Here is a 12,890-nt window from a genome sequence, read left to right as displayed (position 1 = left end):
GTACTGTGAACACGCGTCCCAGGGTTCGGGACCGAGTTCCGTGTCGACGGAACCAGAACCGAATCCAGCGGAGACGAACGCCACAGATACGGGGTCCGACGAAACCGTCTCGTCGCTGCTACGACGGATTTCGAACAGGGTTCGGAAGATGCTGGGCAGCGCCTGACGCTGGCTCAGTCGTCAGCGCTCGGTTTGACCGCTTTCGGTCCGTCGGAGTCGTCGGCACGCGGGAAGTTGTCGATCGTCTCCGACCGGAACGCCGCCTCGTCGAACTCGTAGTCGTCGTCGAGGAACTCGAGCAGCGTGTGCGTGTCGCGCATAGCGTTCTTGAGACACGTCGAGGCGCCCGGCGACGGCGTGATGTTGAAGATGACGTCGTCGCCGACGATCTTGGCCTCGCCCATGTCGAGGGACTTGTTCTTCGTGTCGACGATCTGGGGCCGGACGCCGCCGTAGCCCTTGGCGCGTTCGATGTCCTCGAGTTCGACGCTCGGGACGACCTTCTGGACGTGTGGCAGGAACTGTTTCCGGCCGACGTTCGGGAGATCGTAGACGAGGTTCCGGAGCACGTACGGCAGGAGAATCCGATCCGAGAGAATGTTGGCATAACTCAGGAAGGCTGCTGCGTTCAGCCCGAAGACGTCGAGGAAGTCCTTCACGGTCGAGATACGACCGCGCTCGAGCGTCGGAACGAGTTTCGCGGTCGGCCCGAATCGCGTGATACTGCCGTCGTGGACGTCAGCGTCGCCGTGGACGGCGGCGAAGGGCAGTTTCTTCATCTGGAGCGTGTAGACCTTCCCGTTCAGGAGGTCGTCGGCGAGGAAGAAGCTCCCCGCGATGGGCAGCAGGACCTTGTCCTGGCCGTAGCCGAGTTCCTTGGCCATCTGGAGGCTGTGGGAGCCGGCGGCGACGACGGTCGCGTCACAGTCGAAGCGGCCGCCGTTCGTCTCGATCGTGTACCCGTCGAGCGTCGGCGTGATGTCCTCGACCTTCGTTCCGGTGAACACGTCGACGTTCGCCTCGTCTCTCGCCTCTTCGACGAACGATTTCGTCGTCTCGCCGTAGTCGACGACGTAGCCGTCCGGCGTCTGAAGTGCGAGCATATCCTTCGAGGGGTCGCGGCCCTCGACGACCTTCGGTTCGATCTCACCGATCTCCTCGCGGTCGATCGGACGGAGCTTCGGGTAGAGGTCGCCGAAGCCCTCGTCTTCGTAGCGCTCCTCGAGCTCCGCAACCTCCTCGTCGCCGACCCCGAGCACCATCTTGCTGCGCTTGGCGTGCATCTCCCGGTCGGGGTCCTGATTCTCCAGATAGCCGGCGAGGAGCTCCGCGCCCTCTTTGACCTCCTCGGCCTTCTCGAGCGTGTAGTTAGTCTCGATGTCCCCGAAGTGAAGGGTCTGGGAGTTGTTCGTGTGGTGGGAGTTGATCGCTGCGATCTCCGATTCCTTCTCGATCAGTGCGATCGAGTCGATATCAGTGAACTTCGCGGTCGTGTAGAGAAGCGACGCACCACTGATACCGCCGCCGACGATTACTAAGTCGTATTTACCAGACATTATTGGATCGTGTGGGTCGGTATATCAACCGCTCGACTCCAGACCTATAACTCATATTTTTTCGATCGAACTTTCGACGGTCGACGAAACCCCTATCGACGACTGAATCCTCGCGCGTGAGAGACCGTCAACGAGGAGGGGCTCAAAGCCGTGTCTCGGACGATCCGGCCCCTCTATCATCCCTTCATGGATCAGATATTCCCCGTTTTCACGCTCTCAGCCTCGCCTCTCGTCCCGATTGTCGTATCGGTATCGGGTCGAACAGTCTCGACATTCGACGTACCGGGAGGCGCGTTCGCCTCGAGTCGGAGAGCGAAGACCTGTGTGCGAACTGTGATACCTCGTCGGCGCTCCGGTGAAACGGGAAGGAACTGCATGGAAATTGTAAACTCCACCGACGACATCCGTAGTCGGGTGATCGGTTTCGGCCCGCATCGGCAGCGACGGTCGGACTACTGGCCGGAGTCGGACTCCTGATAGATGACGTGGCCGCACGCCTTGCAGTGTGACGCGTCGCGGTCGTGCGACGAGAGCCCGCAGTTCGGACACGTGACGTCGATCTTCTCCCGCCGGCTCCACTCGCGGACGATCTTGCTCGCCTGCCACGGGATGACGATGATGCCGGCCAGGATCGCCGCCACCGTGACCCACCGCCCCGCGACCGTGATCGGGACGATGTCGCCGAATCCGACGGTCGACAGCGCGACGACGACGTAGTAGAAGGCGTCGCCGAACGTCCCGACGTCGGGATTAACCGCGTGTTCCGCGCTGTAGAATAGACCGGCGGAGACGAAGAGGAGGACCAGCACCGTCAACAGCAACTTCAACGCGCGCAAGGCGTTGTCCGAGATCGTTCCGAAGAAGAACTCCGCGTCCTGCGTGAAGCGATAGAACCGGAGGGCTCGAACGACCCGGATCACGCGGAGGAAGCCGACGTTAGCGACCGTCGCTCCGGGCAGAAGCAGTACGAGGAACGTCGGGAGAATCGCGACCAGGTCGACCATCGTGTACGCGCTGAAGAACTCCGCGAGGCGATCGGCAGCGCCGTACAGCCGAAGGAAGTACTCCGCCAGGAACACGACCGCGATCGCGACCTCGAGTCGCCAGAGGGTCGACCGAAGCCCCTCGGAGAGCGGATACGTCTCCGCGACGAAGACGGCGACGAACACCAGATTCAACGTCAGCAGTGCGATGTCGATCGCCTTCCCCAGCGGCGTCCGGTGGTCCAGTAAGTAGAAGCGGACGAGTTCGCGTCGATCGCGGCCGCCGCGCGACGAATCAGTGGACATTCGACACTCCCATTCCTCGAGGGGGACACGTAGATTCTCGGGTTCTCGGCCGGAAAGTGTGGTCTCGACGCGTCCGGCTCAGCCGGTCGCTCACCGGCCCGATCCGCGGGCCGTTTCTCGAATGCGATCAGGTGTCAGTGGCTTTCGGTGGCGACGAGAGGGACGTTTCCGAGACTGTCCGTGCGGTCCGGGCGGAGTCGACTAGCCTTTAGGTGTCCGCCGGGAATGACACACGTGAATTCTAACGAGGTCCGTCGCCAGTGGGCAGAGCGGACCGGCGCGTACTCACCGGAATATTACGCCTACTACGGCCCCGACAAGCGCAGCGAGGCGGTCCGCAGTCGACTTGAGCGGTTCGTCGATCGAGACGCGGCCGTCCTCGAACTCGGCTGTAGTTCGGGTCGTCACCTCGCACACCTCCACGATAACGGGTTCGAGAACCTGCACGGAATCGACGTCAACGACGACGCGTTCGACGTGATGGACGAGACCTATCCCGACCTCGCCGCCGACGGGACGTTCTACCACGACACGATCGAAGCCGTCGTCGGCGATTTCGAGGACGGTCAGTTCGACGTCGTCTACTCCGTGGAAACGCTCCAGCACATCCACCCGGACGCCGAGTGGGTGCTCGAGGAACTGACCCGGATCACCGACGACCTCCTCGTTACCGTCGAGAACGAAGGCGAGAGCGGTCAGTCGGAGTCGGCCGAGCCCGACGTGAGCTACGTCAACGACGACTTTCCGCTCTATCACCGCGACTGGAACCGCGTGTTCACCGAGTTGGGCCTCCACGAGGTCGACGCCGAGTCGGGGAAGCGAGATACCGTCCGCGCGTTCCGCACGTCACAGGAGTAGTCCGTCCGCTTGGCGTCTCGAGGCGGTCGCTGGATCCGGATCCAGCCGACCCAGTTCCGGGTTACTTCGCTCCCGAACTCGAGGGACGCGGTTCTTTTCGTCCATCGGACTCCGAATCGTCGTCGTCCGTCTCGACCGAGTCGTCGTCGGACGACTCGTCGACTGCTTCGCTGACCGTCTTTTCGACCTCCTCGCTGACAGTGTCACTGACCGTCTCCTCGACTTCCTTGCTGACCGTGTCGGTAACCGTCTCTTCGACCGTCTTGGTCACGTCCTCACTGACGGTCTCCCCGACTTTTTCGGCCACGTTGTCGACTTCCTTACTGACCGTGTCGCTGACGGTCTCTTCGACTTCTTTGCTCACTGTATCGCTGACGGTCTCTTCGACCTCTTTGCTGACCGTATCACTGACCGTCTCTTCGACTTCCTTACTAACGGTATCACTGACCGTTTCCTCGACCTCTTTGCTGACGGTCTCTCCGACTTCCTTACTGACTGTATCGCTAACCGTCTCTTCGACCTCTCTGCTGACCGTATCGCTGACCGTCTCTTCGACCCGCTCGGCGACCTCGGTCGTCATCCAGTCGGGGTCGAATCGGGCCATCTTCCACGCGACGTGGATGACGTAGGAGGCCAATACACCGAGTCCGAACGCGATGCCGATCCCGGTTTCTACCGCGACGATGAGCGCGACCGCAGCGAAAATCATAATCCCGTACGCGAGGTCAACCGCGAAGTCGACGCGAGTCGGGTTCATTGGGTGAAACTCTCGAGCAAGCTAGTATAATCGGTTTCCGAGTGCATTATCAGATAGATGGGCTCCAGCGGAAAATACCCGTCTACTCGAGTCCGGTCTCGCGGACGACCGCTCTGATCGAGGAACCGGGCCACTGCGGTTCGGACGGGGCGGCTTTCTGACTCGATTCCGCCGTCGTCCGCCGAGCATGTCGGAACGTGGGGTCGGTGGTTCCGAGTCGGTGTGGGGGCGACCCGTTCGGTCCCCGATACCGGCGTCTCCGCCAGTGAGGCGCGGACGAGAGCCGAAGAGCATACGAGTCGGTGGCGAATGGGAAGGTGTACGAATGGGTTCTGGTGAGAGTGATCGGTACGACTACGTCGTCGATCCGGCGGGGGACGGAGACTACGAGAGCGTTCAAGCAGCGATCGACGGGGCGAAATCGTTCCCCTCGGATCGGATCACGATCTTCCTGAGAGACGGCGTATATACGGAGAAAGTGACGGTTCACTCGTGGAATCCGAAGATCGACTTGGTCGGAGAGAGCGAGGACGGGACGATCGTCACTCACGACGACCACTTCGAGAAAATCGGGAGAGGCCGGAACAGTACGTTCTTCACGTATACGCTGAAGGTCTGCGGGAACGATTTCCGTGCGCGCAACCTGACGGTGCGGAACAGCGCCGGACCGGACAAGGGGCAGGCCGTCGCACTGCACGTAGAGAGCGATCAAGCCGTCTTCGAAAACTGTCGGTTCGTCGGGAATCAAGACACGGTCTACGCCGCTGGTGACGGCTGTCGACAGTATTTCGACGGGTGCCATATCGAAGGGACGACTGACTTCGTATTCGGAGGGTCCACCGCCGTGTTCGAACGGTGCGATATCCATTCGAAAGCCGATTCGTATATTACGGCGGCTTCCACGCCCCAGAGCGAACCGTTCGGGTACGTTTTCAGAGACTGTACGCTGACCGCTGATCCGGCGGTTTCGGAAGTGTACCTGGGCCGACCCTGGCGAGACCATGCGCACGTCGCGTTTATCGAGTCACGGATGGACCCGCACATTCACCTGGCCGGGTGGCACAACTGGTCCCGTCCGGACGCGGAGGACACTGTCACATACGCGGAGTACGATAACCACGGCCCCGGTGCGAAACCGGCGGACGAACGGGTGAGCTGGTCTGAGAAGTTGACACCGGCAGAGGCCGACGCGTACGCCATCGAAAACGTCCTTCTCGGAGGCGATACCCGACAGTCCGATCAGCACTGGCAGCAGGCGATCGAGTGATTTGCTGCGTCACTTCTCCTCGAGCAATTGTGTGTAGAAAGTCGGCCTCGGCACTCGAACCCGGACGGTTTACCAGTACCAACCGATCGCAAAGACGAGTGCAGGAATGGTGGTCGGGGTAGGGACAAACAGGAAACCACGTGTGCTTCCAGTGAAGAGACTGATGGTGAGGCAGAGGGCAAGGCGGGTAGATGAACCGGCCATATTCAGTAGGATGACTATATATTAGTATACTGATGGACCCATCTCTGCACCCATATTACCACTATTTTATTGATTTTTAATTATATTTTGGATATCAAATATAGTATATAGCTAATATAAAGATTTAATATATATGCTTATCAAAATTAGATCGTGACGGAGAAAGATAACAAAACGTCCAGGAGAAAAGTACTATCAACTACGGGTGCATTCGCTCTCACCGGCATTGCAGGCGTCCAGGGAGCAAGTGGTAAGAAGCACGATGATGAACACCCAGGAAAGAGTGGTGGGAAAGGAAAAGGCCAATCGGCCGATGCCACACTTAGTGGGAGTGTTAAACTAAAAGCGGAGAATGGTGGGACTAAACAAGAGTGGAAGGAGACGATGGAGCAGAGGGGTCGAAACCCCTCTTCATCGCTCGAATCTGGTGACTCCGTGCAAATAGCGCAGGAGGGTGAAGCTGGAAACCTCCAGAATCTCACGTATGTGGATCACTGGAAGGACACTGCACAACTCTCTCCTGACTGTAAGCCTGGAGATGATGCAGACTTTGATATTGAACATCTCTGTACGGTCTACAAAGCGGTTGACAGCGATAATAACATCGTTCAAGACAGTAACGGTGACTACCGATACATCGTTGAGCTGTGGGAGCAGGCTGAAGTAACCGATGAGTCCACCTGGTGTAGCAGTGCACAGGTAAAAGAGCTGAAGTCGGAGATACACGACAACCAGTACGATGATATAACGTTCCACGACCGCGATCCCAGTACCACTTACGACGTTAACGATGAACGACTTACTGTCAGACAATACGCTGAGGTCAACGGTGTAGCCTTTGGTGCAGATCAGGTTGTAGAATACGACGACGGGACCTTTGGGCCAGACGAGTGGACTCCCGGGCCAGGTGGTGATTATGTCGTGTCCTGGGAGGGCGAAGATCGCACCGTTGTGGATATGATCGCATTTGTCGATATCGGCTCCGAATCTCAGATCGATTTCGACGACTGGACACCCATGACTTGGGACTATTACACCAGAGTGGGTTACTAATAAAGTCAGTACTTCACGAGCGAGTAATCGATCAAATTGGTCCGCTGGATCGACTACGATAAAATATCTGGATCTGGATGTGCTCGCGTTCCTGATCCAGATTGTTATCTTCTGAATCGAAAATAAAAGACGTAGTTGGCGAAGCTATTTCACCACCTCCGCTACCACCTAGTGATCAATACTGCCGAAGTATCGAAAGTCAGTTTCACAATCCATTCGAGCAACAGATTTATATTTCTGTGTGGTGATTTGAATTTATGAGAAGGAGAGAATTTGCTGCGTTATGTTGTAGCAGTGCGATATTAATAAGTGGCTGTGGAGCATTGAACTCAACATCACCTCCCTCTAAAAGCGAAGTTTTTCAGAGTTATACTTACGACGGTACAGAATTGGTAGTGGAATTCCAAGATAACGTAGAAATTGAGAAGGCGGCGTTAGTCAACCACGCCACTGACGAAGAATATCAACAGATCACTCGGCCGGAGGATAGTGTTCGGTTCAACGTCGTGTTCCCTGATAGACTAGAGTCATATATCTCCAAAGATCTCTACGTGGAGGCTAAGACTGCTGACGGTTGGATTAAGCAGTGGGTGTGGGAACCCGCTCATGGGGCCATGCAAAATATAGAAATGTTATCAGACGGAAGGGCTTCTTTTGAGGTTCACAATACAGGCACTGCTTCCCTTCTGATTCGGTTTGTCGGAATCTATAGGGATGTACCAAACCCAACGGTTGATATTCAGAGCGACTCGTTTGATATTGACTCTTTTGAACAGGGACCGAGTGTCGTTGGCTCTGGCCGTCGCCAGGAATCTAACTCACAGAGGGAATATCTCGTCGTTGGCCCGGACGAAACTACCCAATTAGAAACTACGTATCGTCCTTTTGTATTTTCGAGCGATAAATCTGAAACTGCATGTGATGGTTCAGAGCATACCGGAGAGATCGGTCTCGTACAATCGCCCGGGGGGACTGTTTCATACACATTCACATATAGTCTCAGTGGAGATCCTGTTCGCGTTGACAGTGATGACGGCTCAAGTCGGGAGGTAACCGAGACATGCAGTTCATTCAATTCATCTCGATAATCGCCACACCATTTGACCTGCATCAGCGCCGACCACTCCACATAGCCCGAAAGAAACCTCCCCGCATCGAACTGTTTTTGTCGGCAGCCGGGTTGGCAACGCCCTATTGAGACACTCGTCGTCGGTGTTAGTGCGATGGGACGCTGGCTTGGATCCGCGCTCAAAAAACGGTCTCAAGAAGACCAGCGTCTCCTTTCTGGATACAGAGGGAGCCACTGCATGCCAGGCAGCCGGGACAGTCGACAGGTAGGCTGTGATCGAGGACGAACTCGACTCGTTCGATCTCGTCTGTCTGGCTGTGTCGACCCCCGCCGCAGCCGACGTGATCGACTCCTACGCACCTGTCGTAAACGACGCAGTGATCGATGTAACTGAGACGATGGAAGAAGCCTACAGCGCTATGCAGCGTACGCCACCGAACTGCGAACGGGCGAATCTGGACTTACTGTTTGCCCGCTCGACAGCCACGCCGAAGAAGCCCTCGGTATCACCGGTCGCAGACAGATGTGTCCTCTCGTCGCGGACGTCGGCACCCTCGTACTGTCTTTTGACAACGAACCTACCGACACCGACCACCGCAAATCGACGATCGAATAGTTAATATTATATTAGTCCATTATATATTTGTGGAAAAGAGTTACTCTGATGTATCTATTATCGCGTCGCTGGTCGTCCGGATCGGACTGGGTATCGAGGGACCGGGGCCAGTGCCGTTTGGACTGATCTCCAGACGACTCTCGAGCATTTTGCACAGCAAGCTTGTTTGCAGGAACTGGTTGTAGAAACCAAGCTCGCTGGTGGACTTGACGGCGCATCCAGCGCGTACCGTGATGCAGCAGACTCCTACTGCAGTACTGCCGAGTCGGTCGAGGGCCCAAAGTACTAGTCGGTGACACCGCTTTTCCAGGCGATTCCACGGCCGCTACAGCAGGTCGCGCGCAGCATAGCAAACGGTGAAGTCGCTATCGAGTGGACGACTGAGTACAACAGCGAATCGTATCAGTGTTCTAACTGCGAATCCAACGATGTCAACTTGGTTGCTGACAGCGTGCTGTGCATGTGGTATTCCAAACCACTCGAACGTGAGTGACACGTCCGAACCTGCTCGCTCTGGTGGAACCATTAGCCAGTATCAGAACTGGAATAACAAGGGTGCGAAACTGTTCCTTCTCATCACATTCTTGATTTCGGTTACGTAACCAGACAGCTGTGGGAACGATATTCCTTAGTCTACGGAATTTTGAGTCTGCTACCTCGATACTCTTGGGATATTTATTAATAATATTCTTAAATTTTATCTGGTGTATCAGTAAATCGGTGGCCTCGGCACTCATAGGGCTCGTCACCGCCGGATGCCGAGTCCGGCTCGGAGCGGGTGCATCGTCATCGGCCACGTCTAGCTACCGCCGTCGCTCAAAAGACGGTTTGGATTCACCGGTGAAACGCGCGCCGAATCGGGCCTTACGAACCGCGTCCGTCCTCGTTCGCGAACGCCGCGTTCCACTCGTCGATCAGGTTCTCGAGTCGGTCCGTATTCCCATGCGAGAACATCCGCTGGGCGCGATCGGTGGCCGTTCGCGGGTCCGCGGCTGCGCTCGAGGGGGTCGTTCGCGTGCGGGTGGTGGTTCGTGTCGGTTCGGCGTCGGTCGTGGGCTGCAGGCGTTGTGTACTCATGTCGGTCGGGATGTGGATATCGTCGAAAATCGGTACTCGTCGTCAGCGGCGAACTCAGACTGCTACGTGTACGACCGACATCTGTACTCACCCCTATCCGCTGCTAGGTTATAAAAGTTCATGATGGATATCGTCCCTGGGAACAGGTGTCTGAAAACAAATACCATGGGAAAAGGTAGCATAGAACAGCGATGCGATCGCCGGAGGCGCATCCGTCGTAGCGGGTTTCAATGACTCGAGGTGCCGGTTCACCACTGAATCCTCGCACTCGCCCAATCGGCCGCCATCCGTCGAGAGCCGTCGCGACTCCGATACCTTGAGAACCCGCGGCCGAGTTCTCACGGTAACACGATGGCGAGCGACGATCGAGACGGCGACGCCGACGGGCCGGACGTGAGTTTCGTGGTGCCGGCGCGAAACGAAGCCGAGTACCTCCGGGGAGCGCTGGCGAGTCTCGCCGCACTGGACACGGACTACGCCTACGAGGTGATCGTCGTCAACGGCGACTCGAGCGACGGGACGCCGGCGATCGCCCGCGAGTACGGCGCGACAGTCCTTCGCGAGGACGGCTCGAGCATCGCCGCCGCCCGAAACCTCGGGGCCGACCGCGCGGCCGGCGAGTGGCTCGCGTTCATCGACGCGGACACGCGGGTGCGAGCGAACTACCTGACCGAACTGCTCGGCTTCGTCGAAGCCGAGGGGCTCGCGGCCGCGAGTTCCTACTGTCGGATCACCGGGCCGCGACGAGCGAAAGCCATGGAGTTAACCATCAACCACGCCTTCTCGCGGCTCGAGCGGCCGATCATGCCGGGGTTCAACTGTCTCGTCCACCGGCGAGCCTTCGCCGAAATCGGTGGCTTTCCCGACGTGGCGAACGAGGATACGGCCTTCAGCCGATCGCTCGCCGGGCGGTTTCCGACGGCCTACTGCCCGACGGTTCTGGTCGAGAGTTCGGGCCGGCGGATCGCCGACGCGGGATTGACGAGGACCCTGTGGCACTATCTCCGGCTGGACGTCGAACGGCTCCGCGCGGACTACTGAACCGTCGCGTTCGGGTGAGACGGAGCCAATGCTGCCGCTACTCGAGGCGATAGTGAAAGAAGGTCGCCGGTAGCCGCGTTACGAGACGAACGTCAGCAGCTGGACCAGCACGCCCAGCATGACGCCGACCGCGATGACCGTCTTGGGATCGATACGGATGGCGTTCGAGTCCTCGGAGTCGAAGTACCGGACTAGCCCGGCACTGGACATCAGGCCACCGGTGTTCTGTCCTTTATCCATAGTCGTTCCTATGGGCCCCTCAAACTAAACCTTTCGACCGGGCCGTGTCCTCGATCACGGCAATTGGTTGGCAGTGGGAAACCCTTATGCGCGGCGCGGGGCAACTAGCGTTGACCGCATGACTGTCACACTTAAGGACTTCTACGCGGACTGGTGTGGCCCCTGCAAGACCCAGGATCCGATCCTCGAGGAGCTCGAGGACGACTGGGAGGGCCGATTCGAAGTCGAGAAAGTAAACGTCGACGAACAACAGGACATCGCCAACGAGTACCAGGTTCGATCGCTGCCGACGCTCATCATCGAGAACGACGACGGTATCGTCGAACGGTTCGTCGGCGTCACCCAGCGCGACGACATCGAGGACGCCCTCGAGTCGGCCGGGGCGTAGACGACCACCAGCTTTTCGCGGTTTTCGATCGCCGGGCAGTCCTGACTCCGGTCGGCGTCCGGCAACGCGACTGAATACGTTCGATCTGATACGGATCGTTGGAAGTCATTGCCGGTATACCCGCGACCGACCTGCGGTTGCTCCGATAAATCGGCACGAAAGACCGTCCGAAGCGTCGTCAGCCCGGCCTAGATCCACTTCACGCCGACGTCGTGCATGTCGTCGTTGTACTTCGCGATGTTGATGACCAGCGGCGTGACGCTCTCGACTTCGGCGGCGTTGGCCAGCGGCCCGGCCTCGAGCGCGCGCAGCCCCTCGATCTCGTTGGCGACCGTCAGGACGGTGTCTTTGGCGTCGTCATCGTCGGCGACGACGAGCGTATCGAGGTCGAGGTCGTTCTCGAGGTTCGACAGCGCGTCGGCCGCGAGGTTGTGGAAGGCGCCGACGACCGGCACCTCGTCGGGGGCCCGCTGCGCGACGAGCTGGGTGACGCTGCCGGCCTCGGGCGGATGATAGTGCAGCCCGTCCTCGTCGCCCTGCATGCCGACGGCGGGGGTGACCAGGACCGAGTCCGAATCGAGGCTGTCGGAAACCGCTTCGACGGTGTCGCCGACGTAGTACGGCGGGACGCTGAGTATCACGACGTCCGCGCGATCGGCCGCCATCTCGTTGCCGAAGCCCTTGATGTCGACCTCGTCGGTGCGGTCCGCGAGTTCCTCCTCGTACTCCGCGACCGCGTCGCGGGCCTTCTCGGGATCTCTCGAGCCGATGAGAATCTCGTGGCCCGTATCGCGTGCAAACCGCAGCGCGAGTCCTTCGCCGATATCGCCGGTGCCGCCCAGTAGTGCAATTCGCATACCCACCTCTCGGGACGGCACCCGAATAAAAGGGCCGGAGATCGGCCGAACTCGCCGGGTTCTCGGAGACGCTCGAACGGCAACGTCGAGCGGATCTCCGGAGCGATCGACGGTAATCTCACTGCGAACGGCGACCGAATCAACGCGCGGTGGCGCGCTTTCCAGCGATGAACGACGAGTGAATCGCTGGGACACGAACGGGGACTCGTGCTCACGTGGCAACGAGGAATGACGATCGCGACTTCGAGAGACGTTCTACGGCGCGTCGTCTTCAGTCGGGTTCATCGCCGATCCCAGCCCGCTGTCGTAGGCGTCGCGCTCGGTTACCTCGCGGATCCGCTGCTCGAGTCGGGTCTCGAGTTCCCGTCGGCGGTCCTCGTCGACGTCGGGGTTGTTCGCCAGACCCTGAACGTCCTGCCGGGCGGTCCGCAACACGGAGACGGCCTCCTCGGTCTCGAGATCGGCGGCGCGGTCGAGGGCGCGTTCGACGTCCGTGAGCGTGGTCTCGGTCATAGCGGCGGTTCGCGGGGGAGACGGATCAAAGACGGGCCGGGAAGCGCCACGTGGCCGTTTCGAGTGGCCGCCACAGCTTCCATTACTCGGCCCCCCGTCGATCCG

At 58.8% G+C, this 12,890-nt stretch carries 13 protein-coding genes; 6 read left to right on the top strand and 7 right to left on the bottom strand.

The window, feature by feature from the left end; all coding sequences use genetic code 11:
* Window positions 1-173: 173 nt before the first annotated feature.
* The gene (locus LDH66_RS08840; RefSeq protein ID WP_226480687.1) at window positions 174-1,556 is read right to left on the bottom strand and encodes an FAD-dependent oxidoreductase; all 1,383 of its coding nucleotides are present in this window, start codon (window positions 1,554-1,556) and stop codon (window positions 174-176) included.
* A 452-nt stretch (window positions 1,557-2,008) separates the two neighbouring features.
* Window positions 2,009-2,845 (bottom strand): ion transporter, encoded by an 837-nt coding sequence (locus LDH66_RS08835; protein WP_226480686.1) that lies wholly within the window; start codon window positions 2,843-2,845, stop codon window positions 2,009-2,011.
* Between the two features lie 234 nt (window positions 2,846-3,079).
* On the opposite strand from LDH66_RS08835, the gene LDH66_RS08830 reads away from it, so the two are divergent.
* Window positions 3,080-3,703 (top strand): class I SAM-dependent methyltransferase, encoded by a 624-nt coding sequence (locus tag LDH66_RS08830; protein ID WP_226480959.1) that lies wholly within the window; start codon window positions 3,080-3,082, stop codon window positions 3,701-3,703.
* Between the two features lie 61 nt (window positions 3,704-3,764).
* Here the strand turns inward: LDH66_RS08830 and LDH66_RS08825 are convergent, their stop codons facing one another.
* Entirely contained in the window at window positions 3,765-4,460 is a 696-nt protein-coding gene (locus LDH66_RS08825) for a hypothetical protein (protein ID WP_226480685.1), read from the bottom strand.
* A gap of 325 nt (window positions 4,461-4,785) precedes the next feature.
* Between LDH66_RS08825 and LDH66_RS08820 the strand changes: the two genes are divergently transcribed.
* The 3 genes from LDH66_RS08820 (at window position 4,786) to LDH66_RS08810 (ending at window position 8,072) form a co-directional block, all read left to right on the top strand.
* A complete protein-coding gene (locus LDH66_RS08820) occupies window positions 4,786-5,727 on the top strand; it encodes a pectinesterase family protein (RefSeq protein ID WP_226480684.1) in 942 nt (313 codons plus the stop codon).
* A 357-nt stretch (window positions 5,728-6,084) separates the two neighbouring features.
* The gene (locus LDH66_RS08815; RefSeq protein ID WP_226480683.1) at window positions 6,085-6,984 is read left to right on the top strand and encodes a hypothetical protein; all 900 of its coding nucleotides are present in this window, start codon (window positions 6,085-6,087) and stop codon (window positions 6,982-6,984) included.
* Window positions 6,985-7,379: 395 nt separating this feature from the next.
* Complete coding sequence (locus LDH66_RS08810; RefSeq protein WP_226480682.1) at window positions 7,380-8,072, top strand: hypothetical protein; 693 nt, start codon at window positions 7,380-7,382, stop codon at window positions 8,070-8,072.
* A gap of 1,461 nt (window positions 8,073-9,533) precedes the next feature.
* Here LDH66_RS08810 and LDH66_RS08805 read toward each other — a convergent pair.
* Entirely contained in the window at window positions 9,534-9,746 is a 213-nt protein-coding gene (locus LDH66_RS08805; protein ID WP_226480681.1) for a hypothetical protein, read from the bottom strand.
* A gap of 351 nt (window positions 9,747-10,097) precedes the next feature.
* Here LDH66_RS08805 and LDH66_RS08800 point away from each other — a divergent pair, with 351 nt between their 5' ends.
* Window positions 10,098-10,787 (top strand): glycosyltransferase family 2 protein, encoded by a 690-nt coding sequence (locus LDH66_RS08800; protein WP_226480680.1) that lies wholly within the window; start codon window positions 10,098-10,100, stop codon window positions 10,785-10,787.
* A gap of 78 nt (window positions 10,788-10,865) precedes the next feature.
* Here LDH66_RS08800 and LDH66_RS08795 read toward each other — a convergent pair whose 3' ends face one another.
* Window positions 10,866-11,027 carry a preprotein translocase subunit Sec61beta gene (locus LDH66_RS08795; RefSeq protein ID WP_222916623.1) on the bottom strand — a complete coding sequence of 54 codons (162 nt, stop codon included), beginning with the start codon at window positions 11,025-11,027 and terminating at the stop codon, window positions 10,866-10,868.
* A 118-nt stretch (window positions 11,028-11,145) separates the two neighbouring features.
* Between LDH66_RS08795 and LDH66_RS08790 the strand changes: the two genes are divergently transcribed.
* On the top strand, window positions 11,146-11,415 hold the full coding sequence (locus LDH66_RS08790) for a thioredoxin family protein (RefSeq protein ID WP_007110841.1): 270 nt from the start codon (window positions 11,146-11,148) through the stop codon (window positions 11,413-11,415).
* Between the two features lie 188 nt (window positions 11,416-11,603).
* On the opposite strand, the gene npdG is transcribed toward LDH66_RS08790, so the two are convergent.
* Both npdG and LDH66_RS08780 read right to left on the bottom strand, forming a co-directional pair.
* On the bottom strand, window positions 11,604-12,272 hold the full coding sequence (gene npdG / locus LDH66_RS08785) for an NADPH-dependent F420 reductase (RefSeq protein WP_226480679.1): 669 nt from the start codon (window positions 12,270-12,272) through the stop codon (window positions 11,604-11,606).
* Window positions 12,273-12,527: 255 nt separating this feature from the next.
* Window positions 12,528-12,785, bottom strand: coding sequence for a hypothetical protein (locus tag LDH66_RS08780; protein ID WP_226480678.1), 258 nt, complete (start codon window positions 12,783-12,785; stop codon window positions 12,528-12,530).
* Window positions 12,786-12,890: the final 105 nt, after the last annotated feature.

It is taken from the genome of Natrinema amylolyticum, assembly GCF_020515625.1.
GTDB classification, from domain to species: domain Archaea; phylum Halobacteriota; class Halobacteria; order Halobacteriales; family Natrialbaceae; genus Natrinema; species Natrinema amylolyticum.
The sequence above is the reverse complement of the archived record's forward strand: the minus strand, read 5'-3'. Positions and strand labels throughout refer to the sequence as shown.

What these genes read in the sequence shown, in the direction of transcription:
- LDH66_RS08840 (WP_226480687.1), bottom strand. Translation starts at nt 1,556, where the DNA reads ATGTCTGGTAAATACGACTTAGTAATCGTCGGCGGCGGTATCAGTGGT.
- LDH66_RS08835 (WP_226480686.1), bottom strand. Translation starts at nt 2,845, where the DNA reads ATGTCCACTGATTCGTCGCGCGGCGGCCGCGATCGACGCGAACTCGTC.
- LDH66_RS08825 (WP_226480685.1), bottom strand. Translation starts at nt 4,460, where the DNA reads ATGAACCCGACTCGCGTCGACTTCGCGGTTGACCTCGCGTACGGGATT.
- LDH66_RS08820 (WP_226480684.1), top strand. Translation starts at nt 4,786, where the DNA reads ATGGGTTCTGGTGAGAGTGATCGGTACGACTACGTCGTCGATCCGGCG.
- LDH66_RS08805 (WP_226480681.1), bottom strand. Translation starts at nt 9,746, where the DNA reads ATGAGTACACAACGCCTGCAGCCCACGACCGACGCCGAACCGACACGA.
- LDH66_RS08800 (WP_226480680.1), top strand. Translation starts at nt 10,098, where the DNA reads ATGGCGAGCGACGATCGAGACGGCGACGCCGACGGGCCGGACGTGAGT.
- LDH66_RS08795 (WP_222916623.1), bottom strand. Translation starts at nt 11,027, where the DNA reads ATGGATAAAGGACAGAACACCGGTGGCCTGATGTCCAGTGCCGGGCTA.
- LDH66_RS08790 (WP_007110841.1), top strand. Translation starts at nt 11,146, where the DNA reads ATGACTGTCACACTTAAGGACTTCTACGCGGACTGGTGTGGCCCCTGC.
- npdG (WP_226480679.1), bottom strand. Translation starts at nt 12,272, where the DNA reads ATGCGAATTGCACTACTGGGCGGCACCGGCGATATCGGCGAAGGACTC.
- LDH66_RS08780 (WP_226480678.1), bottom strand. Translation starts at nt 12,785, where the DNA reads ATGACCGAGACCACGCTCACGGACGTCGAACGCGCCCTCGACCGCGCC.